The following is a 24,270-nucleotide window of genomic DNA, read 5'->3' as shown; positions in this document are numbered from 1 at the left end:
ATCAAGATCAACATTCATATCGCTGACTAGTATTCATATTGCAGACTAACAGTAAACATCGCTGAAAAGCTTTAAACATAGAAAAGACAATGGGCGAACTTATCTAACTCATTGCCTCAAAGGGCGCATCTGAATCAGTGCGTAACGGCAATATCTCGTTGAGCAACACTCACACCTTTAATTTGAGCGTAAACTTGCTGACCGATTTCTAAACTCAACTCATCCAACGCCCATAAAGTTATAGTCGCCCACAAGTAACAACCAGGCTCCAGCTCCAGCTCTACCGCAACACTCTGCTTATTTGAGCCTTGCTGGTGCGTCTCTACGCTTTTAATGGTAACAGGAAGGATATTACGTATCGAAGTGCCTTGCGGCTGTTCTAGCGTGATAGAGACATCATTTGCCCTAACTTGTAACCTTACTGCAGCCCCAATGTCGCTCGACACTTTCTGAACCCACAACGATGTCGATTTACCAAGCTTCAAACGAGATAACGCATAATCGTCATTGTGCTCAGCCAACGTCCCCTCAAACAATGAGCTTTGTTCTGAAAATGATTGCCACGGCTGCATCGCTCTTGAAGCCCACACTTCTTCTGTCACACCCGACGAAATGACTTTGCCTTGCTCGATGATCACAAGATGATTGGCCAAGCGTAGAATCTCGTTAAGGCTGTGCGTCACGTAAATGATCGGAATCTGAACGGTTTCAGATAAGTTCTCCAAAAACGGCATGACTTCACGCTTACGAGGCAAGTCGAGAGACGCTAAAGGCTCATCCATCAACAAAATACTCGGCTTAGACAACAAAGCACGTCCAATCGCCACACGTTGCTTCTCGCCCCCCGACAAACGCGCTGGGTAACGGTCTAGCAATAAACCGAGAGATAACAAGGAGACAATCTGATCGAAATGCGTTTTATCGAAGTCTTTGATGCCATATTTAAGATTGCCTGACACCTTCATGTGCGGAAACAATCGCGACTCTTGAAACACATAGCCGACATTGCGTTTGTGAGTCGGCAAGTTAATGCCCTTATCACTGTCGAACAAGGTAGTTCCCGATACGCTGATCAAGCCCTTATCTGGCTGCTTAAGGCCACTAATCGCATTGATAAGTGATGTTTTTCCCGCACCAGAACGACCAAAGATCGCAGTAATGCCGCTACTTGGGAGTTCTAGGTCAATATCAAAGAACGTTTCACCCAACTGTTGCTGGTATTGGAGGATCAAAGCACTCATGCATTGCCTCCTAGTCGCTGTGCAGACTTCTTATTAAGCCATTCAGAAAGCATTAATGAACCAAGCGCTATAACAATTGAAATGACACACAAACGTGCCGCTTCCATTTCAGCGCCAGGGGTTTCAATGAAGGTATACATAGCCAGCGGGATGGTTTGAGTTTCACCGGGAATATTGGAAACGAAGCTGATTGTCGCGCCAAACTCACCCAAGCTTCGTGCGAATGAAAGCATGGTGCCGGTAATGATCCCAGGGATCATCAGAGGTAATGTAATAGTGAAGAACACACGAATCGGTGAAGCGCCCAATGTGGCAGCAGCCTCTTCAAGCTTACTATCAACAGTTTCTAAGCTCAGGCGGATAGAACGAACCATCAATGGTAACGCGACAACAACACACGCAAGCGCCGCGCCTTTCCAGCTAAAACTAAATACAATACCAAACACGTCATTAAGCCATGAGCCAATGACGCCTTGTCTACCCATCATCACCAGCAACAAATAACCGATGACCACGGGAGGCAGCACCAAAGGCAGGTGCACAATGCTCTCGACTATGCTTTTGCCAACAAATTGTTTCTTTGCAAGCAGCCACGCTAAGCCTATGCCGATGGGAATAAGCCATAAGATAGCAAACCCAGCAACTTTTAAGCTCAGTATTAAGGCTTGGTATTCGTACTCAGATAAAAACATCATTTAATGCGCTTCAAAACCAAAACTGTTCAGAATGTCCTTAGCCTTTTCATCGTTCAGAAAAGTATAGAAATCATTCGTGGTTAATTTGTCGTTCAATTTAGCTACAGGGTAACGTATTGGTGTGTGGAGATTTGAAGGAAACGTCGCGACGACATCAACTTCTTTCGATAATAAAGCGTCGGTTTTGTAGACAATGCCGAGCTTCGCTTCACTGCGTTCCACCAAGGCTAATGCCATACGAACATTGTTACTTGGTGCCAATCGAGTGCTCACATTACCCCAAACACCCAGAGCTTCTAACGCTTCCTTAGCGTAGATACCTGCTGGCACCGACATCGTATTACCGACGGCAAGTCGTTCATTAGTCAGCAATTTAGACCACTGTTCTCCTTCTGAGAGTTCCAATGATACCGACGTCTCTTTCGGAGAAATCAAAACAAGTTCGTTTTCACACAGGTTAGTGACATTGTCACTAGAAACGTATTTTCGGTCGACTAAATGCGTCATCCACTTTTCATTTGCTGAAATAAAAATGTCCGCAGGTGCCCCTCTTTCAATCTGTCTTACCAATGACGATGTACTGGCATAAACGGGAACAATATCGACTGAATGTTCTTTCTCAAACTCTTCTATCAACAAATTAACCGCGTTAGTCATAGATGATGCGGCATAAACTCGTAGCTTTTCTGCCGCCAAAAGATGAGTCGAACTCAACGAAGTCGTTAATGCTAAGGTGACAAGGGTGACTAGCTTTTTCATTGTTCTCACTTATCTGTTGTTCGTTTCAGTTGTTAGCCGATATTTCCAGTTCAAACCTATGCTTAAAGCTCAGGCCACAGCAGATCAAGATTTAAGTGCTCTTCGATGGCATCGGCGATTCGGTTAATACCCAACTCTTTCAGTTGTTCGTGGTCAATCGCGGTAACATCATTAGCTCCTGCCCATTCGCAAATAAGCGATAACGCATCACTGTTATCGAATACGCCATGCAGGTAAGTACCAAAAATCGAGTTGTCTTGATTCACTGCACCATCAAGGCAGCCTGATTCTAACTGAACCGGTAAGGCTGTTTCATTGACATCAGTCCTACCTACGTGAATTTCATAACCTTTTACTTGTGCTGATTTTCCATCTAGCGTCATGGTGCCGCACACGTTAGTTAAGGTTTTCTGCTGCGTTAAGGTCGTTTCAGTATCCAGATACCCTAGCCCTTCACTGCTGCCGGGGTCACCCTCAACGCCATCCGGATCGTGGATGATCTTTCCTAGCATCTGGTAACCACCACAAATACCCATCACCTTGCCGCCTAAACGTAGATGGCGCTGAATATCTTTGTCCCAGCCTTGCTCTTTTAAGTAATCCAAATCGGCTCTTACTGATTTTGTGCCCGGCAAGATAATCAAATCCGCGTTGTTCACACGCTCGCCTTTTCCTACGTAACGTAAATCAATGGAAGGATTGAGCCTTAGCGCATCAAAGTCTGTGTGATTGCTGATTCGGGTTAGAACAGGCACCACGACTTTAAGTTTAGCTTCTCCGTCAGACTCTTGGGCTGAAGTGATGGCATCTTCCGCTTCAAGGTTGAAACCATGAAGATATGGCAGAACACCAATCACTGGCTTACCGGTTTTCTCTTCTAACCAATCAAGGCCAGATTGAAGCAGCGCGATATCGCCTCTAAAGCGGTTAATCACAAAACCTTTGACGCGAGCTTGTTCAGATTCAGATAACAGAGCCAATGTGCCGTAGAGGTGCGCAAACACGCCGCCACGGTCGATATCAGCCACGATAATCACCGGGATGTCCGCTTTCTCAGCAAACCCCATGTTGGCGATGTCATTTTCACGCAGATTAATTTCAGCTGGGCTACCCGCACCTTCAATCATGACACTTTCATATTCTGCAGAAAGTCGGTCGAAGGAATCGATCACCGTATTCATCGCGACTTTCTTATAATCATGGTAGCCGGTTGCTTCCATATTGCTCAGTGCACGGCCTTGAAGGATGACTTGAGCGCCCGTGTCTGAGTTCGGCTTCAACAATACAGGGTTCATGTGAACAGACGGCTCAATATTACAAGCTTGCGCCTGAACCGCTTGCGCGCGACCAATTTCGCCACCATCTTTTGTCACTGCACTGTTTAAAGCCATGTTTTGTGGCTTAAAGGGTGCCACTTTGATGCCTTTTCTGGCCAATACACGGCATAAACCTGCCACCAAAACACTTTTCCCGGCATCTGACGTTGTCCCTTGAACCATAAGGGCGCTTAATGGTGCTCGCATCTGTACTTCAATCCTTAATATTTTAGTTTCTTAATATTCAATTTATAGCTGTGGGCAATATTTCTCTGCCTCCATCTTAACGTCATTGCCGAGTAGATGCTCAATAAAATGAATGGAAAATGAATACCTTACTCACTCTGGATTCAACCCTAGTGTTGTTTAATAGCTCCATCGAAACGAAGCTTACAAACAAAATAAGCGTATCAACGAAAAACTCACTAACGAAAAGAAATGTTTCAAATTCAGAACAACGTTTCTACTAAAAACAACATTAAGGAATTCATCATGAAAAAAACTGTATTAGCTATCGCAACCACTATTATTCTTGCTCCTACTTTCGCAATGGCTGGTGACCACAACAACAATAACTCCAATCACGCCAACAACAGCAAGCACGAGAGCCCTATTGCGTACACAGGACCGATCGAAACCGTTTCTGTTGCGACACTGCTTGCAGATACAAGCATGTTCTCAGAGCAGGACGCAATTGTAGATGGCAAGATTGTTCGTCAGCTTAAAAATGACACGTTTATCTTCTCTGACGGACAGAGCGAAATTCAAATTGAGCTAGATGACGATATCCACCTAGCACAACCGCTTACGGCTGATACTAAAGTACGTATCTTCGGTGAGTACGAAGGTGGCAAAACACCAGAGATCGAAGTTGACCATATCCAAGTGTTGTAAGCTCCAAAATTCCAACATCTCGCTTTAAATAGCGAACTTCAATAAATTGGCCTGCATATTGCAGGCTTTTTTGTATATACTGCCGAAAAATACAATTTATATGGAGTCACCATGCTAGGTCGCACAAACAAGACTGTCCTTCTGGGGTTAGCTGCACTGTGTTCATTCTCTGCGTCTGCAAACAACTTTAACTACAACACATTCGAGCTGCGCATGGGTACGAGCCCTAGTACTTTCGGTGGTGAAGTCACGACAATGTTCACTCAGAACTCACACTTCGTTGCACGCATCGATTCTGAATTTGAAAGTGATTGGGATGCGGCTGTAGGTATGGGATTTAACGGTCCAATTAGTCAATTTGCTGACGTTACGGGTCAAATGCTCCTACACAACATTGAACGTAATGACGACAACCACATCAAAACTGAAGTCAATATTGGCTTGAGAGCTTGGTTAATGGCAAACGTGGAAGTTAACGCACGCCTAGGCCAACTGATCGACAACGACGACACGCATTCAATTGTTGGTGTTGGTGCACGTTTCCACTCTACGGATCAACTTTCTGTTGGCCTTGATATGCGAAACAACGGCACTTACGGACATCAGCTGTTAATGTCGGCTCGATTTGGTTTCTAATCTAGATTTCGTATCTAGGTTTGGTTACTGAGTAATAAATAGCGACATGAATTAAATAGAAAAAGCCCCGAACACATTAATGTTCGGGGCTTTTTTGTTTGTTAGTTTCGCTGGCTTTAAGTCGTTCACGCCCTAAGCCAGCGATTTACTTATAAGTTAACCATCAGCATCTTTTTCTGGTGGTCTAGGTACTCTTCATAAGTACCTTGGAAGCTTACTAGCTGTTGGTCTTTCACGTCGATGATGTGATTTGCTAGTGAAGAAACAAACTCTCGGTCATGACTTACGAAGATAAGCGTACCAGTGTAAACCTTCAGCGCATCGTTAAGAGCTTGGATTGCTTCCATGTCCATGTGGTTCGTTGGTTCGTCCATAACAAGTACGTTGATGTCTTGCATCATTAACTTGCCGAATAACAGACGGTTTTTCTCACCACCAGAACAGTTACGTGCTTTCTTGTTTGCATCATCAGCAGTAAACAATAGGCGACCTAGAATGCCACGTACCATTAGGTCATCGTGCTTCGCTGTGCGCCATTGTGAGATCCAATCGAAGATGCTCAAATCATTGTCGAAGTCTGTTGTGCTGTCTTGTGGGCAGTAGCCTACAGATGCGTTTTCAGACCATTTAACGATACCTTCGTTTTGCTCTAGTTCTTGAACTAGACAGCGTAGCAGCGTGGTTTTACCCACACCGTTCTCACCGATAACGGCAAGACGTGTACCCGCTTCAAGCAGCAAGTTGCCACCAGCAAACAATGTTTCGCCATCGAAGCCGTGACCAAGCTCTTTAAGTTCAAGCGCTTGACGGTGTAGTTTCTTGCCTTCACCAAAATCAATTGATGGGCTCATACGGCTCGATGATTTCACTTCATCAAGCGTGATCTTATCCATTTTCTTAGCGCGAGAACTTGCTTGTTTCGCTTTAGATGCGTTCGCACCAAAACGGTTTACGAAGTCTTGCAGTTCACTGATCTCAGCCGCTTTCTTAGCATTGCTCGCTAGAAGTTGGTCACGAATCAAGCCAGACGCTTCTAGGAAGTACTCGTAGTTACCTGGGTAAACACGTAACTCGCCGTAGTCGATATCCGCCATGTGTGTACACACAGAGTTCAGGAAGTGTCTATCGTGCGAAATGATGATCATTGTACATTTACGCTGGTTTAGCTCTTCAGCAAGCCAGTTAATCGTGTGAATGTCCAAGTTGTTAGTTGGTTCATCAAGAAGCAAGATATCTGGGTTTGCGAACAGTGCCTGTGCCAATAGCACACGCAGTTTCCAACCCGGAGCAACTTGCTGCATCAGGCCGAAGTGAAACTCTTCTTCGATACCCGCTTGGATCAGGATGTCACCTGCACGGCTTTCTGCTGTGTAGCCATCCATTTCCGCGAATTCGCTTTCAAGCTCAGCGACTTTCATACCATCGTCTTCGCTCATTTCTGGCAAAGAGTAAATACGGTCACGTTCTTGTTTTACTTCCCACAGCTTTCTGTCGCCCATGATCACAACGTCGATAACGCTGTATTGTTCGAATGCGAACTGATCTTGGCTTAGCACACCCAGTTTTTCACCAGGAGTGATAGAAACGTTACCTGAGCTTGGCGTTAATGCACCACTTAGGATTTTCATGAACGTTGATTTGCCGCAACCATTGGCGCCGATCAAACCATAGCGGTTGCCGTTACCAAATTTAGCAGAGATGTTTTCAAACAGCGGCTCTGCGCCAAATTGCATTGTGATGTTCGCGGTAGATATCAAAGAACTAATTCCTAAGCGTGTACTGACAGATAATTATTAGACTATTTCAATAACCTAAATAAGAAGTACGAAAGTATGGATTAAACAAAAATCGAAGCGCGGATTATATAGAGATCTCGATCACGTTGTCGAGGCTAAACAGTAAACGAATGGTAAACATAGACCATTTAGATGCTTTTCATACGTTATTAACGTGTAAATAGAAAAATCCCCACCAGTTGAACTGACAGGGATTCTATTTATCGATACTAAAGTGTTCTGTTAAAGCTACCTCTCTTCAAGACCAAAAGGCTTGATGAGGAGGTGACAAGATGAACCGTTATTTAGTAATTTTCTTTTGAACGTATTTTTGGCTTACATCTACTACCGCAACATCTCTAAAGAAGCTTCTACCCAACAGAAGTGGGAAAGAAAGATGCGTTCGGTCTGCTAACGTAAACTCAGTCTTGTCTTTTAGGTCGCCGATTTGAATTGAAGCGACAACAACAGCACGTCGTTGTGTGCCTTCAGCACTTGATTGTTTGATCTTCACCCAACGTTCTACAGGTAAGCTCACCTCTTCCGTTGTGATGCCGTCATGTTCAATCTTAAATTTAACCCAATCTTTACCGTCACGTTCAAAATCAACAATATCGACTGCACTGATTGATGAAGTCGTCGCACCGGTATCGACACGAGCTTTGAATGCTTCTTTAAGACCAGGAACAAACACCCACTCTTCTTCACCAAGGATCAATTTACCATCACTTGTTTTTCTGGCCTTCTCAACTGGCTTTTCAACAGGTGCAGGCTTTACTTCAGGTTCTACTGGTTTTACTTCTTCAGGCTTTTCTGTAGGTTCCGTTACTTTCTCGCCTTCCGTTGCTTCAGTCTCACCCTTCGAAGAATCGTCAACAACAGGTTGTTCGATTTGCGGCTTTTGCTCTGGCTCGACAGGAACTTGAGTCGTCGTCGAACAAGCAAACAGGCCACCACTTAACATCAGGGTTATAATCGCTTTCCAATTGTACATTCAGTCACCTTTTTATTTTGATACGTTGGCTATCGCCTTTGCTACGTAAGGAATATGAGATTCGGAAAGGCCTGCAATATTGATGCGTCCATCACCAACACCATAGACTCCATATTCTTCACGTAATTGATTCATTTGAGTTTCTTTAAAGCCTAGTACACTAAACATACCTTTATGGCTTTCAATGAAGTCAAATTGTGACGTGTTATAAGTATTTCGCAATTCATCACATAAACTTTGGCGCAGATTTAACAAACGTTGCTGCATTTCACTCAACTCTTGCTTCCAAATCTTCGTTAGCTCTTGATTCTGAAGAATTGTTTTAACCAGAGCAGCACCGTGATCTGGCGGCATAGTGTAAGTTGAACGAGCCAGCGTAAGAAGTTTGCCTCTTGCGTTGCCAACGTGTTCGCTGTTTTTGCCGATAACGATCGCCGCGCCCGTTCTTTCACGATACAAACCAAAGTTCTTCGAGCAAGACGTTGTGATCAGCATTTCTTCAACATTGTTAGCCATGTGTTGAAGACCTTTCGCGTCTTCTTCTAGGCCATCGCCAAAGCCTTGGTAGGCAATATCAACGAACGGTAAGAAACCATTCTTTTGCGATAACTTAGTAATTTCCTGCCACGCTTCAAAATTGATATCAGCACCCGTTGGGTTATGGCAACAACCGTGAAGTAGTACCACGTCTGATGGACCCGCTGTTGATAGGTCTTCCATCATTCTTGCAACATCAACTTGCTTCGTTTCAAGACTGAAGTAATTGTAGTATCGAACTTTTAAGCCTGCCGCTTCCATCACCGGTTTATGGTTAACGTAGCTTGGGTTTGAAATCCAAACTGTGGTGTCTGGTTGAGAAACTTTCATTAAGTCGCCCAACATACGAAGTGCACCACTTGCACCCGGTGTTTGAATCGCGGCTACACGATCCATTGCAGAAGTCCCTTTAAGCAAAAGATCAACCATGCTCTGGTTAAACTCTTCACAGCCTGCTAGGCCAACGTAAGCTTTGGTTTTCTGAGTCTCGACAACAATATCTTGAGCCATAGAAACGGCTTTCATGATAGGTGTTTCGCCTTGGTCGTTTTTGTAAACGCCAATGCCTAAATCGACTTTGTCAGTACGAGGATCGCCACGGTAAGCGACAGAAAGAGATAAAATTGGATCTAAAGTTGGTTTTGGTAGATGTGAAAACATGAAAGTCACAACCCTTTGAAATTCAAGTAATGGATTTCACGTTAACATTTTCGTACTAAAATCAGAAACATTTTTTAATAGAAGAGCTTAGTTACCAGAAGTAATCAGAGATTGGTCATTTTAAGCGAAGATATAGTTTAATTTTCGAACAGTTAAGAGACAATTACGCAATATATAAGCTTTATTGTTTTACCTCTCGCAGCTACATCGATCAAACACTCTGTTTGAATTGCCTTGGTGTCATTCCCGACCAAGCCTTAAATCGGGTGCTGAAGTTAGCAGCATTGGGATACCCAACTATCTCACCGATATGTTGAATCGACCAATCACTCGACCTGAGTAATCGAGCAGCGTACTCCATTCTCATGCGCATAATGTGGGTCATCGGGCTATGAGAATAATATCGTTGACACAAGCGATGGAAATGCGGCTCTGAGCAAGGGAATAAGCTCGCGAGTTCATGAACGTTCCACTCTTTGTGAAGCTGCTTTTGTACGTTGTCGAACACGCGTCTTAAGCGAAGCAAATTTCGTGACTGCTGTTGCGGGACCGGCGCATTAATCATGAATTCTATTTGGGCTACGCTGTGTATGGCAATCGCACCACCCAAATCGATGGGTAAAGCAATGCTTCTCAACAGAGTGTGAATGCACGACGAGACGACTTCTGCTGCCGGAGACAGCGCATAACTCACTTCATCAGTGACAACATTTTCCCATTGTTTATTAGGCGAGAGAAAGATCCATGCGATCTGCCATGTTTCTTCTTCAATACCAAAGCCATTCTCTATGCCTGCAGGAACAGTAATGCACGAACCCGGTTCTAAAATGTAACGACACGCCCCACTTTCTAACCAACCTTTTCCTCTCACGGTATACAACAGCATGTGTTTCTGTTGGTTTTTCCGATACACCGAAAAGAAGTCTCGACACGACGCCGTCCCACATTGAACGATACCGAGCTCTTCAAATGCCAAAACATGGCTTTGATCGACAAACTCTTGGTGTGTCTTTTCGGAGATCTCGTACTGTTCTTGTTTCTCACTCATTCAATTGCTAGCTCGTATAAGTTGCGAAACCACTAAACTAGATAGTTTGGCAAAAGTTTGTGATGAGTCTGAACAATACAGTTAAAACAAATGCCGATAAACTTCTCGCATATTCACTAGAGGGGAAATGCGATGCTCTCGACATATCGTCATTTAGACAAAGAGTTTTGGCAAAAACTATTACACATTGGTTTACCTGTCTCACTGCAAACCATGTTGTTTTCATTGCTAGGCGTGGTCGATATTTTTATGGTCAATCAGCTTGGTGATTCTGCAACCGCCGCTGTTGGTGTTGGCAATCGTATCTTCTTCTTCAACTTGATCATGGTATCGGGGATAAGCGGAGCTGTGAGCGTGCTAGCTTCGCAATATTTTGGCGCCGGTGATTTCAACGGAATTCGACGTACACTAGCGCAATCATGGGCACTGTCGATCTTTGCCATCATCCCCTTTGTGTTCATCTATACATTGGTTCCTGAATCAGTAGTGTCTGTGGTGGCCTCAGACCCTGATTACATCCGATTGGCAACGGATTACCTTTGGATAACAGGAGCCAGCCTTATTGGTACCGCGATAGTAGTACCACTAGAAAGCGCACTGCGATCGGTCGGCGAAGCTAGGCTACCCACCAAGATCAGCATCTGGGCGATCATCGTCAATGCGATCCTCAATGCCTTATTGATCTTTGGCTTGTTTGGATTTCCAGAACTGGGGGTGGTTGGCGCGGCAATTGGTACTACGGTGTCTAGATTCTTTCAAACGGTTGCCCTGCTTGCTATGGCAAAGAGACACTACGCCCACCTATTTCCAACACTAAGCAATTGGCGAGATGCGATATTACCGAAGCACAGAAAGAAGTACTTCACGATAGCTATACCTATGTTGGTTCATGATACGGCCTGGGCGGGTGGAATACTGATTTATAACGTGATCGTTGGACAAATGGGGGTTGGAGAGCTTGCGATCATTTCACTGTTATCGCCTGTTGAAAGCATCTTAATCTCGGCGTTCATGGGGTTTGCCGTCGCGGCTTCAATCATTCTAGGTAACGAGATCGGCGCGAAGAACTATCAGCGTGTTGAGAATACAGCTTGGGGGTATGTATTGGTCAGCTGTGGGCTTGCGGCTCTATTAGCCTTATTGTGCTGGTTTGCTAAACCCGCGATCGTATACATGATCGATCTTACTCACTTAGAGCTTAAAGATACGGCCGTTAACGTTACCTTAGTCATGGCACTCGGCATGATATTAAGAGTCTTCAATATGGTTGGTATAGGCGGAGTGCTGAAAAGTGGTGGCGATATCAACTATAGCATCTTCATCGACCTGTTTGGCCAATGGGCAATCGGTATTCCCCTCGCCTACTTTACCGCGCTGGTGTTGGGGTGGCCGCTAGAATGGGTTTTGATGATTGTGCTGCTGGAAGAGCTAGCCAAAATCGTTCTAACCAGTAAGAGGATTCAATCCAAGAAATGGATAAACAACCTAATCGATGAGCCTGAGCACATTCCTATTTAAACAGGTACCAACTGACACTGACGTGCAGGCGATAGATTCAAAAGAACTCACACCCAAGGGCTGATTTGTAGCATTACGCTAATGATGAAGCCCTTTTTTCTGTTTCTTTTTCTGTTTACGAGAGTCCTGAATCAGAACAAATCTTATAAGTCAGTAAAGCTACAAGTCAGTAAATCGATGGATGATTTGGTTTGAACTACCACGCCAATCTAACATTGGATCCGCTTTATCTTGCTCGAATCGACCATCAATCAAAGTATCTACGTATTCAAGCACTTGCTTCTGCTTTTCGTCAAGCTCATCGAGCTCGTAACCCGTCCACATCCAGATGTCTTTGCCTTCGCATTCCGCTTTCACACGTTGAACCAACTTAAGCACTTCAGACACGTTTGCCGGATGCAGTGGATCACCACCAGAAAGCGATAAGCCACGACGTTTAATCCGCGGATCATTGAGATCAGCAATAATTTGGTCTTGCAGTTCTTGAGTGAACAAATGCCCAGAGTCCAACCTTTGCGTCGACTGGTTATAACACCCGCGACACTGGTGTACACAACCCGACACAAACAAAGTGCAGCGTGTTCCTGGGCCGTTTACAACGTCGATTGGGTGATATTGATGATAATTCATAAGGCAGTATTGAAACTCGTGATGGCTTAATATTTTGAACGAAGTGCTGTAAGAACTGAAACAAAAGAATTGGTATCGACATTGAGCCGATACCAATCTTATTTCTAGTACTCTTAGACCTGACTAAAGGTGCTTCACGCGGCGTTTAACTTCTTCTTGCTTACCGAAGTTAAATGGTCGTGCATCTGGGCTACCAAGGTAACCACAAACGCGGCGCGTTACCGACACTTTGGTTGAGTCATGGTTACCACACTTAGGACACGTAAAGCCTTTACTTGTACAGTCGAACTCACCGTTGTAGCCACATTCGTAGCACTCATCAATTGGCGTGTTGGTGCCGTAGTAAGGAACACGTGTGTAGCTGTAGTCCCATACGTTTTCTAGCGCTTCGATGTTCTTCTGCATGTTCGGGAATTCGCCGTAACAGATGAAACCACCGCTAGAGATTTCTGGATAAGGCATCTCGAAATCGATCTTGTCGTATGGGTTCACTTTCTTCTGTACGTCTAAGTGGAAGCTGTTTGTGTAGTAGCCACGGTCAGTTACACCATCAATTACACCAAACTCTTTGGTGTCGATGCTGCAGAAACGGCTGCATAGGTTTTCACTTGGTGTGCCGTATAAGCTGAACGCGTAACCTGTCTCTTTTGTCCAAGATTCCACTTCACGCTTCATGTACTCCACCAGCTCAAGCGCTTTAGCACGCATTTCGCCATCGTCATACAGGTGAACGTCTGTGCCGTAAAGTGCTGTCATCGCTTCATGGATGCCAATGTAACCAAGAGAAACCGACGCACGGCCATTCTTGAAGATATCGGCAATAGAATCGTCTGCTTTCAAGCGAACGCCACAGGCACCTTCCATGTATAGGATTGGCGCAACACGCGCTTTCACGTTTTCTAGACGCGAAATACGAGTTTCTAGAGCGCGACGAGCTAGCTTCAATTTTTCATCAAGCAGTTCGTAGAACTTAGCCATATCTTGTTTTGCGTTAATCGCAATACGTGGCAAGTTCAAGCTAACAACACCTAAGTTGTTACGGCCTTCATGAATCAACTCACCATTTTCTTCGTAAGTATTCAAGAAGCTACGGCAACCCATAGGCGTTTTGAATGACCCTGTCACTTCTACCACTTTGTCGTAGTTAAGAATGTCTGGATACATACGCTTAGATGCACACTCAAGCGCCAATTGCTTGATGTCATAGTTTGGATCTTGCTTCTGGTGGTTCAAGCCATCTTTGATTGCAAATACCAGTTTAGGGAATACCGCTGTTTTGCGGTTCTTACCCAAACCTGCAATGCGGTTCTTCAAGATAGATTGCTGGATAAGTTTTGAACCCCAGCTTTCGCCAAGACCGAAACCAAACGTGACGAATGGTGTTTGACCATTAGCGGTGTGAAGTGTGTTTACTTCGTATTCCAGAGATTGGAACGCGTCGTAACACTCTTTCTCGGTACGAGAGATAGCAAAAGCTTCTGGGCTATGAATATCCCACTCTTTCGCTAATGATAAATGCTTCTCGTAACTCGCCATTACGTAAGGTTCTAGAACCTCATCGATGCGGTTGATCGTTGTGCCGCCGTAAATGTGGCTTGCCACTTGTGCGATGATCTGCGCGGTTACCGCTGTCGCCGTAGAAATAGACTTAGGTGTGTCGATTTCCGCGTTACCCATCTTGAAGCCATGCGTTAACATGCCTTTCAGATCGATAAGCATACAGTTAAACATTGGGAAGAACGGTGCGTAGTCTAGATCGTGGTAGTGAATGTCACCACATTCGTGAGCTTGTACGATGTCACGCGGCAAAATGTGAGTTTTCGCATAGTGTTTAGCCACGATACCCGCCAGCAAATCACGCTGAGTTGGGATAACTTTACCGTCTTTGTTGGCATTCTCATTGATCAGATCAACATTGCTTTCTTCGATCAAACCTTCGATTTCACGCGTTAAAGCGCTTTGCTTTTCACGTGCGATGTCGCGGTCATGACGATATTCAATGTAAGCACGAGCCAGAGACTTATAAGGTCCCTGCATTAGCTCGTTCTCGACCATGGTTTGAATTTCAGAGATATGAACTTCATCGTAGTCTTCGAGCTTCAACTCAACTGCTAATGCCACATTCAGAGCATAAATAGCAATTTCCTTATCGGCTTTGTCTGATGCTGCTTCCACTGCAGCTTGGATGCGATCTCTACTGAATGGAGCTCTTGAGCCATCACGCTTGATTACGATTGATTTCACCACTTCTCCTTACTCTTGAGGTATTCACAGACTTATCCACAAACACACTATATAGAGCGATTTATCGTTTAACTAACACTAGATATTGTGGCGTATTTAACGAGAACCACCAACTTTGAGTATTGATTTGGATCAACAAAACGCGCACGCTGAACAAGATAAATCCAATATTATTACGTGAGTTCTCAAGTCGAAAAGAAACAATGTAACAATAAAAAAACTGCTAAAAAGAGTTGAATTTTTGGTAAGTGTTGTAGGATAACGGCTCAACTATATTGGACGACAAAATTAGGGATATTTGGAATGAAACGACTTCAAAAGTGGGTAATGCTAGGTTGCTTACTCAGCAGCCACGCATTTGCTGAACCTTTGACCATATCCAGTTGGAATATCGAATGGTTATCAACCAATGTGGCTGTGAATAAGTTTTCTGCCCAACGTGATCAAGCGGATTTCGATAAACTCGAACAGTATTTTCAATCCTTAAATGCGGATGTGGTGGCTTTCCAAGAAGTCGATGACGTAAATGCCATTCAGCGCATCGCGGGCGATCAATACAAGATATTAATATCTGACCGAGCATTACCAGAAAACAGTAACCTACAATTCAAAGAAGTGAATCAATATACGGGCTTCGCGGTTCGTCAAGGAATCGCTCTCACTGACTACGCTGACTTTCCTCTAGAAACGAGTGCTAACAGCAAGCTTAGGTTTGCCAGCTATATGGTTTTAGAAACGGACACAAAACCAATTCACATGTTGTCAGTGCATTTAAAGGCGGGTTGCAGCGGCGCGTATAAATCTAACCGTGACTGTTCAAGGCTCAAAGACCAAGCTCAACAACTGAATAAGTGGATACAACAAAGAGAACGTAAAGGCGAAGACTACGCGATTCTGGGCGACTTTAACCACAACCTCTCCTATACAAGAGATTGGATGTGGAAAGATATGACGCAAAACACCGATGCGCAATTGGCAACAAGAAAAACTCGAGCAGATTGTAAGGTTCGCTCAAATCGTAATAACCACCGCACGCACCAGTTCCGTTCAGTAATAGACCATATTGTGCTAAGTAAGTCCTTAGATGCTACTCCTGCGAAGCAAAAGGTATTTGAAACGCAAGATGTGTTGGACTACAAACTCAGCGACCACTGCCCAGTTTCAACGACTATTAAATAGTAGATAGAGATGTAAAAAGAGGCTGACTGGCTTTCTAATTAAAGCGAGTCAGCTTATCAAATGCTCATATAAAGCCTATGCGATAAGCGATAGGTTAAACGCTAGCAAGTTTTATTCGTACGACCCGCTAGCCACATTCCCACCAGCATGCTGACCATAAACACCCAGACCGTCGGGTTGCCGCCACTTAGGCTGGTTACCGAAGGGCCAGGGCAAAAGCCTGCAATCCCCCAGCCTAAGCCAAACGCTATAGAGCCAAGAATCAGCTTTCTGTCGATTAGTGGATTGTTACGGCTATCTAACGGCTCGCCATTGATCGCTTTAGCACGCTTTTTAATGACCAGATGATAAAACGGAGCGAAGACCAACAGCGCGCCACCCATGACGAATGCCAAGCTAATGTCCCAGTTACAGGTTATGTCTAAGAAGCCGAGTACCTTCTCAGGATCAACCATGCCTGAGATGATCATTCCTGACCCAAACAGAATACCTGCAACTAAACCGATAACGATAGTAAATGAAGCGTTTTTCATTATGCCCCCAAGCCAATCAAGTTCTTGATAAACACGGTTACGATTGCCACACCCATAAATACACAGGTCGCAACAATAGAACGTTTAGATAAACGAGCCATTCCGACAATGCCATGGCCGCTAGTACAACCGTTCGCTGTTTTAGTACCAAAGCCGACCAAAAGACCAGCAATAATCACTAAACCAAGATTCATCTCTTCTAACTGTGGAAGTTGGTAACCCGTCGGAATCAATAGCCAACCACTTGCGACCATTCCCACAACAAAGGCAATGCGCCAGTGCTTTTCGGTCCTCTCAATGTTGCTGTCCGAACCTGCTTGAGAAGCCTTAGTTGCATTATTGTCCGAGCCTAATGGCAATAATCGGCTAACAATACCGCTAATTCCTGCTACTCGCCCTATTCCTAACATAAGAATAATGGCCGACGCGCCTAACAACATGCCACCGAACAATGCATCCCAAGGTATTAAACTCATCACCGACCTCTCCCATCTAACAACTCGAATCTAACTCGTTACTGCTTAAATTTAACTCGTCGCAACTTTAAATTAGTCTTTACTAATAAATATAAATTAGAGTTTACTAATAAATATAAATTAGTCAATGCTAATGTATTGCTAGTATGTTTCAGTTTGTAAGTCTGGAATTAATAAGCGTCCTACATGAAAAAAGCCCCTAGGCGTTAACCTAAGGGCTTATTATTTGATTCGGTTTATTGTGTCTGTTACTTGGTCTTGTTCTTTTCAGCTATCCACTGCGACATGTACTTAGTGCTTGCCATGCTGTGGTGCTTAAGCATCGAACCAAAGAAGTTATCCAGTCGATGAGATTCAAGATCGGACTCTAATGCAGTTAATCTCTCAATCAATGTGTCGCCCAGTTGATTCTGCTCGTAGTGCGCTGCAAGGATTGAATGACATTGGCTTTGTGCCTTAAGCCATTTCTCTTCATCTTTATAGAGAGCTACAGCTTGCTCAACAAACTCATCAATATCGTCTGCAACCGCGCCCGGCCATTGCAAATTGCCTTGCGGCAACATGCCTTCACTACCAATTTCACTGGTCACGTTTGGAGTTTGAAGCTTCATCGCATCAAGCAACTTACCTTTAATGCCCGCACCAAAACGCAGTGGCGCGACACACACACGTGCCTGTTCCATCACTTCTTGAACGTCTTTAGCCCAACCTTTGATATGGAAACCGGTTTTAGGGTTGTGCAAAGCCGTTGCTTTCGGCGGAGGGTAAGATCCGTAAATATGAAGTTCAGTGTCAGGTAACTGCTTGCGAACCTTCGGCCAAATCTTCTGTAACTGAAGCACTGCATCCCAGTTCGGTGCGTGTCTAAAATTACCTATCGTTATGAAATGCTTACGTTCTTCAAAGATTTTCGTGCTTTCAGGCAGCGTATTGAGGTCAACCATGAACGGGAGATGATGTAGTAACTTTGGATCGATATTGAACTCAGATTGGAGCAATTCCATCTCGTAACTTGAAATGATCAATGAAAGATCACAGCGTAAGATTGCGGCAATTTCACGTTTAGCCAAGTCACTGTACAAATGCGCTTTGGTCAGTTCAGTCTCTTTCTTAACCGCTTCATGGCGCGCGTTACGTAGGAACTGCAAGTCTTCCGTATCCAGTAACTTAAAGGCATTCGGGCATACTTTCTCAACACGCCAACCAAACTGCTCTTCCATCATGAAACGGTCAAATATCACGACATCGGGTTGCAGCTCTTCGATGTACTGGTCAAAGCTATCGCAATTCAACTGTATGGATTGGCTCGTGATGCCCTCTTCAGAGAGATCGATCATGTGCTCGGTTTCTTGAGCTGGCGTTGCAAATTCAACGGACCAACCTTGTCTCTTGAACAGGCGTAAAAGTGACATCATATGGCTGCCCGCCGCCGATGAATTCGGTTCTGGCCAAACGTAGCCAATTGCTAAAACTTTCTTCAAAACACTTCCTAAGAAATAACAAAAGGGACTGTAGAAGTCCCTAATTAAACGTAAATCAATTTAGATCGCTGATTATAATGGGTTCTAATAACTCAGCGATCAGATTCGCTCACCTACATTGCGAGCGATCATAAGCACTTCATCAGCTGAGTACAGGTTTGAAATCGTGGTTTCGACCTCTGCGCCCAACGTCGATTGATAAAGCTTTTGTGCAAAGTTGTCTGCTCTGGTGGTAACCAGAACATGTTTGAGCGTCGAGCCTTGCTCCGCCAAATGCTGTTTTACCTGCGGCAGCGAATCTAGAATCAGCGTTTTACCCAATCCTTGCCCCTGCGCGCTTGGTAACACGGCAAGTTGCTCTAGTTCTAAAACAGCTTCAGGTCTAAATCCGCTTTTCTGAACCCAGATGATGTAACCCACGACCTCACCTTCACTCTCCGCAACAAAGTTAAGAAAGCGCGGTGCAGCATTTAAGTTACATTGTAACCAAGTTTTTGAGTTTTGCTGTCGAACAAAAGTAGCTTGGTGAACTAAAGCCGCCCCATCGAGGTCGGCTTTCGTCATAAGACGTACTTTGACGACTGTACCCATCAACGTTATTCGCTCGCTGAATTCGGGTGTGTTTTACAGTGTAAAATGGCTCTTTCTAGAAGCTCTAAAGCAGATTTGTCGGCTTCTGGAAGCTTAGCATCTGATTGACCTAGCGGCTCAACACGGCTACCCCATTTAATATGGCCAGCACCCCACGTCAAACCCGCACCAAACGCTGCAACAAGAATATTGTCGTTCGGCTTAACGAAACCTTGCTCTAGCGATTCACACAATGCGATTGGTACAGTCGCTGCGGATGTGTTGCCGTAGTTTTGGATGTTAACAAACGCTTTCTCGCGATCGATACCCGCCATATCACAAAGAGTTTGAATGATTCGGATGTTCGCTTGGTGCGGAATCACAACGTCAATGTTGTCGGTTGAGATACCAGTGCGGCTCAATACTGTATGTGCCGCTGCGCCCATGCCTTTCACTGCACGTTTGAAGATCTCTTTACCAACGAAATCAAAGTCCCAATAACCGTTGTCAGCAGCAAAGCGATCCATAGATGTACCGAATTTTGGTACAGCTAGAATATCGCGACCTTCTGCGTCACAACCGATCTGAGCTTCTTGTAAGCCAACTTGTTCTTCGGTGCGAGATAGAACCACAGCACCAGCGCCATCACCGAAAAGAACCGCGGTATCACGCTTGGTCCAATCAATGAAGAATGAAAGACGTTCTGCGCCCACAACGATAGCATTACGATAGTTACCCGCTTGAATCAGTCGAGTCGCCGTTTCAACACCGTAAATGAAGCCAGTACACGCTGCATTAAGGTCGAAAGCCGCTGCACTCTTAATGCCTAGATTCTGTTGAACCTTAGATGCGGTGTTTGGGATAAGTGAGTCTGGGCTGCACGTCGCGATGATAACAAGATCGATATCTTCAGCAGTTAGGCCAGCACACGCCATTGCATGTTTCGCAGCGACAGTCGCAAGTTCAGAGGTATTTACATGACTGATACGACGGTTTTCGATACCAGTTCGAGTTCGAATCCACTCGTCAGACGTATCAATGAAAGTGCTTAAATCATCATTGGACAGCACGGCTGGTGGCAGACACTTTCCCCAGCCAGTAATTTCGGCGTAAAATTTTGTCATCATTTACCTGTTTATTGTTTGTTTTTATTTAAGTATCGTATTCTAGTTTTAAACAGTATAAGCGCTCCGTGCGTGATTCGTAAATCGCGTTAGACACGGAGTTACAATAAAAAGAGAAAGTTATGTCTACATTCAACACACGTTGCCCTTCTTGTAATGGCGTAAACCGAGTTCCTTCAGAAAGAATTTCAGAAAGCCCAACCTGCGGTAAATGCAAAACAGCATTGCTCGATGGCGCTCCTATCGAGGGAACGTCACTTAATTTCCAATCTATTTTGAACAGTTCACAGCCTGTGGTTGTCGATTTCTGGGCGACATGGTGCAACCCATGTGTTGGCTTTGCACCAGTGTTCAGTGACGTTGCTAAGGAGCGTTCGGGAGATGTTCGATTCGTGAAGATTGATACTGAAGCTCAGCAACAGCTTGCCGCGATGTACCAAATCAGAAGTATCCCGACGGTGATGGTGTTTAAAGATGGCAAACGTGTCGATACGATTAACGGTGCGTTACCAAAAGGCCAGTTTGATCAATGGCTTAATCAAGCTTTGACCAAATAGACGCATATTTTGTATCGCTTTTGATTTAGCTTGTGCTTGAAGAAGCGTACAAAAAATAGGTTAGAGAGCCTTATCAAAATAGGACTCCCTAACCTACTGTAAATCAATCAGTTATCTCTGTTTCTTTTAATTATACAACCATCTCATCTTCTGCCTGTTCATTGGCTCGTTGCTTGCTCAAACCGTATTGTTCTTTTATTTGGTCTGCAACTTTTTCGGCGATCATGATAGTTGGCGCATTGGTATTCGCTCCCACTAATGTCGGCATCACAGAAGCATCAATGACTCTTAAGTTATTCAACCCATAGACTTTAAGATCGTTATTTACCACGGCCTGCGAATCATCATTAGTCCCCATTTTGCAGGTTCCCACTGGGTGATATTGGGTATCAGCCCGGTTACGAATGTCTTGCTCGATAGCCTTGTCATCATTGGCATCGACAGGATAAAAAGCATTGCCACGGATATCATCAAACGCCGAGCTCTCTAGCATTTGATACTGTTTCTTCCAGCCCTTAATCATAATCTCCATGTCTTCTGGATGACTGAAAAACGCGGGGTCGATCTTAGGCGGGTCATAAGGATCAATACTATTGAGCGTTACGGTCCCTATGCTTTTCGGTCGTAGCAAGGTGACATGAGACGTAAACCCATGACTGGTATGTATTTTTCGGGCATGGTCATCAACCACAGCGACGACAAATACAAACTCTAAATCCGGTACGGCGATATGATCTTCTGAACAGAGAAAGCCTATCCCTTCTGCAAAATTACTGGTCATCTTGCCACGACGCTCTTTGTGCCATAGCGGTAAGGCTTTGGTCATTTCAGAGGCCATTTGCAACGAGATACCGAAAGTTTCACGTTTTTCACTGCATTTGTAAGAATGCACTAAATCAATATGATCCTGAAGGTTCTTACCCACTCCAGGCAACTCATGAACCTGTTCGATACCATGCGTCTCTAGTTCACCTTTAGCGCCGACACCCGACAGTAACAACAATTGGGGGGAACCAAAGGCGCCAGCAGAAAGAATCACTTCTTTGTTGCATTGGATCTGACAACGCTGTCCGTTAAAGCCATATTCGACTCCTACCGCTTTCTTACCTTCGAACAAAACTTTATGTGTGGTTGCTTTGGTTACGACCGTGAGATTCTGTCTCGAAAGATTTGGCGTTAAATAAGCCTTGGCAGCACTGCATCGTTCGCCATTAATTTGAGTCACCTGAGTCGGCATCGCCCCAAATTGTGCCGCACCATTGATGTCTTCATTACGAGGAACCCCTATCGACTCACACGCCGTTAAGTAACGTTCCAACATTGGGCTTGGCGACCTAAGATTCGCTACATTCAATGGACCGCCTTGGCCGTGATACTCATCTTGGTGAACTTCGTTATTTTCTGATTTCTTAAAGTAAGGCAGACACGATTCATAATCCCACCCAGTGTTACCCAAACTTTCCCATGTATCGTAATCATAACGGTGCCCACGAGCGTACATCATGGCATTAATAGAACTAGAGCCGCCAAGTGTCTTTCCTCTCGGTTGGTAACCTTTGCGGCCGTTCAAACCCGGTTGTTTAACGGTTTCAAAAGCCCAATTATTCAGTTTGGTTGGCATCATTGCCACAACGCCAACCGGTGTATGAATGAATGGGCTCGTATCTTTGCCGCCCGCTTCTAGTAAGCAAACAGTGACATTAGGATCTTCCGACAACCGCGAAGCCATGACACACCCCGCAGAACCACCGCCAACAATAATAAAATCATAACTATCCATTGGTCATCTCCGCTATTTCTAGTGGGTGTAATTCTCGTTTCAAAATTTTGCCTGTCGCCGTCATTGGTAGCGCTTTACGAATGAACACCTTGCGAGGGTATTTGTAGTCGGCTAATTGTTCACGACACCAAGCTATCAGTACTTCGCTATCACATTGTGTATGTTCATGAAGCACCACATGAGCGTGTATCTCTTCCCCTAGGCGATCATGATGCTCACCCACAACTGCGACCATTTCGACATCAGGATGGCACATCAAAACTTCTTCAACTTCGCGCGGATACACGTTGTAACCACCACGGATAATCATGTCTTTCACTCGATCAACAATGAACAAGTTGCCGTGCTCATCGGTGCGTCCGATATCTCCGGTTAGGAACCAACCATCTCTAATGGCTTCCGCCGTGGCTTCTGGTCTTTGATAGTAGCCTTTCATGACACTTGGACTTTTGATGCAGACCTCGCCCAATTCACCCATGGCGACTGAGTTACCTTGAATGTCTGTAATCTTAACAAGGTGACCACACAAAGGTTGGCCAACACTGCCCGACAAGCGATCACCATCAATATGGTTAAAGGTGGCAACCGGCGCTGTTTCAGACAGCCCATAACCTTCCAATACCGGAAGTTCGAATCGGGATTCAAATTGTCGGATAACCTCAAGCGGCATAGAGGCACCGCCAGACACGCCAAGCCTTAAGCTGTGTTTGACTTGTTCAGAGCGCTCTAACGACTCTTCTCCAGCTCTTAGAAGCGCAATATACATAGTAGGAACACCCGCAAACACACTGACTTTGTGGTTAATGATCTGTTCAATAACCAGTGACGGTTCAAAACGAGGAATCAATACCATGGTCGACCCCGTTAACACACTCGCGTTCATCATTACGGTCTGGCCGAAACTGTGGAATAAAGGGAGCGTGGCCATTGTCGTATCGCTGTATTCCAATCTCATCAAATATTGTGACGACATCGCATTGGTTTGCATATTGGTGTGTGAAAGCTCTGCGCCTTTTGGCTGACCTGTAGTACCTGAGGTATACAGAATTACAGCTGTATCATCACCATTGCACGCCACAGACTCAAACGAAGCCAAAGGTTGTGGCATCCAGTCGGTAATCGATTCATGTTGCTGATGTGCTTCTGAAGGAGTTCCTGAGCTTGTTGGGATTGGCATCTCAATAAAGTGTTCACACTGATTTGCCTGCTCGAAGCCTTGTAATCCATAGCGTCCAATTGGCAGCTCTTCACTGCCCTCAAAGCATAAATAAGCTTTCGCATCTGAATCATTGAGGTGATAAGCGATCTCTCTGGCCTTGAATAACACATTCAAAGGCACCACCACACAGCCCGCTTTTAGAATCCCGTAATAAGCGATTGGAAAATATGTGACGTTCGGACACGACAACGCGACCTTATCTCCCTTCTTTAACCCGAGTCTTTTTAGATTCGCGGCCACGTTTCCAGAAAGTTGTTCTAAGTGAGAAAAGCTGACTTCATCCGATCCCATACGCAGAGCGGCTTTAGTTGGAAAAAGCGAAGCGCTGCGCTCCAAGTTAACAGCAAGATTGTGCATCCATGATCTCCTTATTCGGCTTGACCTAGCGGTCACATTCGCCTTAG

At 44.8% G+C, this 24,270-nt stretch carries 22 protein-coding genes; 5 read left to right on the top strand and 17 right to left on the bottom strand.

The annotated features are described in order from the left end of the window. Positions 1–134: 134 nt before the first annotated feature. The 4 genes from modC to AC3CKG_RS23445 all read right to left on the bottom strand — a co-directional run bounded on the left by modC (position 135) and on the right by AC3CKG_RS23445 (position 4,218). A complete protein-coding gene (gene modC, locus AC3CKG_RS23460; RefSeq protein ID WP_017107031.1) occupies positions 135–1,241 on the bottom strand; it encodes a molybdenum ABC transporter ATP-binding protein ModC in 1,107 nt (368 codons plus the stop codon). Further along, entirely contained in the window at positions 1,238–1,936 is a 699-nt protein-coding gene (gene modB / locus AC3CKG_RS23455; RefSeq protein WP_017107032.1) for a molybdate ABC transporter permease subunit, read from the bottom strand. Before modB ends, modC begins: the two co-directional genes overlap by 4 nt. Continuing rightward, entirely contained in the window at positions 1,937–2,695 is a 759-nt protein-coding gene (gene modA, locus AC3CKG_RS23450; RefSeq protein ID WP_488529484.1) for a molybdate ABC transporter substrate-binding protein, read from the bottom strand. It lies immediately after the preceding gene. 62 nt (positions 2,696–2,757) lie between these two features. Then, the gene (locus AC3CKG_RS23445; RefSeq protein ID WP_488529483.1) at positions 2,758–4,218 is read right to left on the bottom strand and encodes a cobyric acid synthase; all 1,461 of its coding nucleotides are present in this window, start codon (positions 4,216–4,218) and stop codon (positions 2,758–2,760) included. 285 nt (positions 4,219–4,503) lie between these two features. Here AC3CKG_RS23445 and AC3CKG_RS23440 point away from each other — a divergent pair, with 285 nt between their 5' ends. After that, positions 4,504–4,905: a YgiW/YdeI family stress tolerance OB fold protein gene (locus AC3CKG_RS23440; RefSeq protein WP_102268148.1), complete on the top strand. Its 402-nt coding sequence runs from the start codon at positions 4,504–4,506 to the stop codon at positions 4,903–4,905. Between the two features lie 111 nt (positions 4,906–5,016). Continuing rightward, positions 5,017–5,541 (top strand): hypothetical protein, encoded by a 525-nt coding sequence (locus tag AC3CKG_RS23435; RefSeq protein ID WP_017107036.1) that lies wholly within the window; start codon positions 5,017–5,019, stop codon positions 5,539–5,541. A gap of 149 nt (positions 5,542–5,690) precedes the next feature. Here AC3CKG_RS23435 and AC3CKG_RS23430 read toward each other — a convergent pair whose 3' ends face one another. The 4 genes from AC3CKG_RS23430 to AC3CKG_RS23415 form a co-directional block, all read right to left on the bottom strand. Next, positions 5,691–7,298: an ABC-F family ATPase gene (locus AC3CKG_RS23430; RefSeq protein ID WP_076670851.1), complete on the bottom strand. Its 1,608-nt coding sequence runs from the start codon at positions 7,296–7,298 to the stop codon at positions 5,691–5,693. Positions 7,299–7,617: 319 nt separating this feature from the next. Beyond that, positions 7,618–8,310 (bottom strand): putative ATP-dependent zinc protease, encoded by a 693-nt coding sequence (locus AC3CKG_RS23425; RefSeq protein ID WP_017107038.1) that lies wholly within the window; start codon positions 8,308–8,310, stop codon positions 7,618–7,620. 12 nt (positions 8,311–8,322) lie between these two features. Beyond that, positions 8,323–9,507, bottom strand: coding sequence for an amino acid aminotransferase (locus AC3CKG_RS23420; RefSeq protein ID WP_488529482.1), 1,185 nt, complete (start codon positions 9,505–9,507; stop codon positions 8,323–8,325). A 211-nt stretch (positions 9,508–9,718) separates the two neighbouring features. Beyond that, on the bottom strand, positions 9,719–10,555 hold the full coding sequence (locus tag AC3CKG_RS23415) for an AraC family transcriptional regulator (protein ID WP_488529481.1): 837 nt from the start codon (positions 10,553–10,555) through the stop codon (positions 9,719–9,721). 132 nt (positions 10,556–10,687) lie between these two features. On the opposite strand from AC3CKG_RS23415, the gene AC3CKG_RS23410 reads away from it, so the two are divergent. Beyond that, positions 10,688–12,073 carry an MATE family efflux transporter gene (locus AC3CKG_RS23410; protein WP_102314027.1) on the top strand — a complete coding sequence of 462 codons (1,386 nt, stop codon included), beginning with the start codon at positions 10,688–10,690 and terminating at the stop codon, positions 12,071–12,073. Between the two features lie 159 nt (positions 12,074–12,232). On the opposite strand, the gene nrdG is transcribed toward AC3CKG_RS23410, so the two are convergent. After that, positions 12,233–12,703 (bottom strand): anaerobic ribonucleoside-triphosphate reductase-activating protein, encoded by a 471-nt coding sequence (gene nrdG / locus AC3CKG_RS23405; protein ID WP_102555045.1) that lies wholly within the window; start codon positions 12,701–12,703, stop codon positions 12,233–12,235. Positions 12,704–12,826: 123 nt separating this feature from the next. Continuing rightward, positions 12,827–14,947 carry an anaerobic ribonucleoside-triphosphate reductase gene (nrdD, locus tag AC3CKG_RS23400; RefSeq protein ID WP_017109601.1) on the bottom strand — a complete coding sequence of 707 codons (2,121 nt, stop codon included), beginning with the start codon at positions 14,945–14,947 and terminating at the stop codon, positions 12,827–12,829. Between the two features lie 303 nt (positions 14,948–15,250). Here nrdD and AC3CKG_RS23395 point away from each other — a divergent pair, with 303 nt between their 5' ends. Next, on the top strand, positions 15,251–16,126 hold the full coding sequence (locus AC3CKG_RS23395; RefSeq protein ID WP_488529480.1) for an endonuclease/exonuclease/phosphatase family protein: 876 nt from the start codon (positions 15,251–15,253) through the stop codon (positions 16,124–16,126). A 101-nt stretch (positions 16,127–16,227) separates the two neighbouring features. On the opposite strand, the gene AC3CKG_RS23390 is transcribed toward AC3CKG_RS23395, so the two are convergent. The 5 genes from AC3CKG_RS23390 to AC3CKG_RS23370 all read right to left on the bottom strand — a co-directional run bounded on the left by AC3CKG_RS23390 (position 16,228) and on the right by AC3CKG_RS23370 (position 20,310). Continuing rightward, a complete protein-coding gene (locus AC3CKG_RS23390) occupies positions 16,228–16,659 on the bottom strand; it encodes a DUF6691 family protein (RefSeq protein ID WP_488529479.1) in 432 nt (143 codons plus the stop codon). Then, a complete protein-coding gene (locus AC3CKG_RS23385; RefSeq protein WP_488529478.1) occupies positions 16,659–17,135 on the bottom strand; it encodes a YeeE/YedE family protein in 477 nt (158 codons plus the stop codon). The genes AC3CKG_RS23390 and AC3CKG_RS23385 overlap by 1 nt, the downstream gene beginning before the upstream one ends. Positions 17,136–17,383: 248 nt before the next feature. Next, positions 17,384–18,616 (bottom strand): glycosyltransferase family 4 protein, encoded by a 1,233-nt coding sequence (locus AC3CKG_RS23380; protein ID WP_488529477.1) that lies wholly within the window; start codon positions 18,614–18,616, stop codon positions 17,384–17,386. Positions 18,617–18,715: 99 nt separating this feature from the next. After that, positions 18,716–19,180, bottom strand: a complete 465-nt coding sequence (locus AC3CKG_RS23375; protein ID WP_488529476.1) for a GNAT family N-acetyltransferase — start codon at positions 19,178–19,180, stop codon at positions 18,716–18,718. 32 nt (positions 19,181–19,212) lie between these two features. Continuing rightward, positions 19,213–20,310, bottom strand: a complete 1,098-nt coding sequence (locus AC3CKG_RS23370) for a ketoacyl-ACP synthase III (protein ID WP_016785269.1) — start codon at positions 20,308–20,310, stop codon at positions 19,213–19,215. A 122-nt stretch (positions 20,311–20,432) separates the two neighbouring features. Here AC3CKG_RS23370 and trxC point away from each other — a divergent pair, with 122 nt between their 5' ends. Continuing rightward, entirely contained in the window at positions 20,433–20,867 is a 435-nt protein-coding gene (gene trxC / locus AC3CKG_RS23365; protein WP_004731082.1) for a thioredoxin TrxC, read from the top strand. A 130-nt stretch (positions 20,868–20,997) separates the two neighbouring features. Here trxC and AC3CKG_RS23360 read toward each other — a convergent pair whose 3' ends face one another. Together AC3CKG_RS23360 and AC3CKG_RS23355 are read right to left on the bottom strand one after the other, a co-directional pair. Beyond that, entirely contained in the window at positions 20,998–22,647 is a 1,650-nt protein-coding gene (locus tag AC3CKG_RS23360; RefSeq protein ID WP_488529475.1) for a GMC family oxidoreductase, read from the bottom strand. Then, the gene (locus AC3CKG_RS23355) at positions 22,640–24,223 is read right to left on the bottom strand and encodes a long-chain-fatty-acid--CoA ligase (protein WP_488529474.1); all 1,584 of its coding nucleotides are present in this window, start codon (positions 24,221–24,223) and stop codon (positions 22,640–22,642) included. Before AC3CKG_RS23355 ends, AC3CKG_RS23360 begins: the two co-directional genes overlap by 8 nt. Positions 24,224–24,270: the final 47 nt, after the last annotated feature.

This window comes from Vibrio sp. QJM3NY_15 (genome assembly GCF_057785995.1).
Note: the sequence above shows the minus strand (reverse complement) of the source record. Positions and strands in the feature narration are given on the sequence as shown.

Excerpts from the sequence above, each read along its gene's own strand:
- AC3CKG_RS23410 (WP_102314027.1), top strand. The coding sequence starts at position 10,688 with ATGCTCTCGACATATCGTCATTTAGACAAAGAGTTTTGGCAAAAACTA.
- AC3CKG_RS23440 (WP_102268148.1), top strand. The coding sequence starts at position 4,504 with ATGAAAAAAACTGTATTAGCTATCGCAACCACTATTATTCTTGCTCCT.
- trxC (WP_004731082.1), top strand. The coding sequence starts at position 20,433 with ATGTCTACATTCAACACACGTTGCCCTTCTTGTAATGGCGTAAACCGA.
- AC3CKG_RS23360 (WP_488529475.1), bottom strand. The coding sequence starts at position 22,647 with ATGGATAGTTATGATTTTATTATTGTTGGCGGTGGTTCTGCGGGGTGT.
- AC3CKG_RS23435 (WP_017107036.1), top strand. The coding sequence starts at position 5,017 with ATGCTAGGTCGCACAAACAAGACTGTCCTTCTGGGGTTAGCTGCACTG.
- AC3CKG_RS23385 (WP_488529478.1), bottom strand. The coding sequence starts at position 17,135 with ATGAGTTTAATACCTTGGGATGCATTGTTCGGTGGCATGTTGTTAGGC.
- modC (WP_017107031.1), bottom strand. The coding sequence starts at position 1,241 with ATGAGTGCTTTGATCCTCCAATACCAGCAACAGTTGGGTGAAACGTTC.
- AC3CKG_RS23375 (WP_488529476.1), bottom strand. The coding sequence starts at position 19,180 with ATGACGAAAGCCGACCTCGATGGGGCGGCTTTAGTTCACCAAGCTACT.
- AC3CKG_RS23425 (WP_017107038.1), bottom strand. The coding sequence starts at position 8,310 with ATGTACAATTGGAAAGCGATTATAACCCTGATGTTAAGTGGTGGCCTG.
- AC3CKG_RS23355 (WP_488529474.1), bottom strand. The coding sequence starts at position 24,223 with ATGCACAATCTTGCTGTTAACTTGGAGCGCAGCGCTTCGCTTTTTCCA.
- nrdG (WP_102555045.1), bottom strand. The coding sequence starts at position 12,703 with ATGAATTATCATCAATATCACCCAATCGACGTTGTAAACGGCCCAGGA.
- AC3CKG_RS23370 (WP_016785269.1), bottom strand. The coding sequence starts at position 20,310 with ATGACAAAATTTTACGCCGAAATTACTGGCTGGGGAAAGTGTCTGCCA.
- modB (WP_017107032.1), bottom strand. The coding sequence starts at position 1,936 with ATGATGTTTTTATCTGAGTACGAATACCAAGCCTTAATACTGAGCTTA.
- AC3CKG_RS23390 (WP_488529479.1), bottom strand. The coding sequence starts at position 16,659 with ATGAAAAACGCTTCATTTACTATCGTTATCGGTTTAGTTGCAGGTATT.
- AC3CKG_RS23420 (WP_488529482.1), bottom strand. The coding sequence starts at position 9,507 with ATGTTTTCACATCTACCAAAACCAACTTTAGATCCAATTTTATCTCTT.
- AC3CKG_RS23415 (WP_488529481.1), bottom strand. The coding sequence starts at position 10,555 with ATGAGTGAGAAACAAGAACAGTACGAGATCTCCGAAAAGACACACCAA.
- AC3CKG_RS23445 (WP_488529483.1), bottom strand. The coding sequence starts at position 4,218 with ATGCGAGCACCATTAAGCGCCCTTATGGTTCAAGGGACAACGTCAGAT.
- AC3CKG_RS23395 (WP_488529480.1), top strand. The coding sequence starts at position 15,251 with ATGAAACGACTTCAAAAGTGGGTAATGCTAGGTTGCTTACTCAGCAGC.
- modA (WP_488529484.1), bottom strand. The coding sequence starts at position 2,695 with ATGAAAAAGCTAGTCACCCTTGTCACCTTAGCATTAACGACTTCGTTG.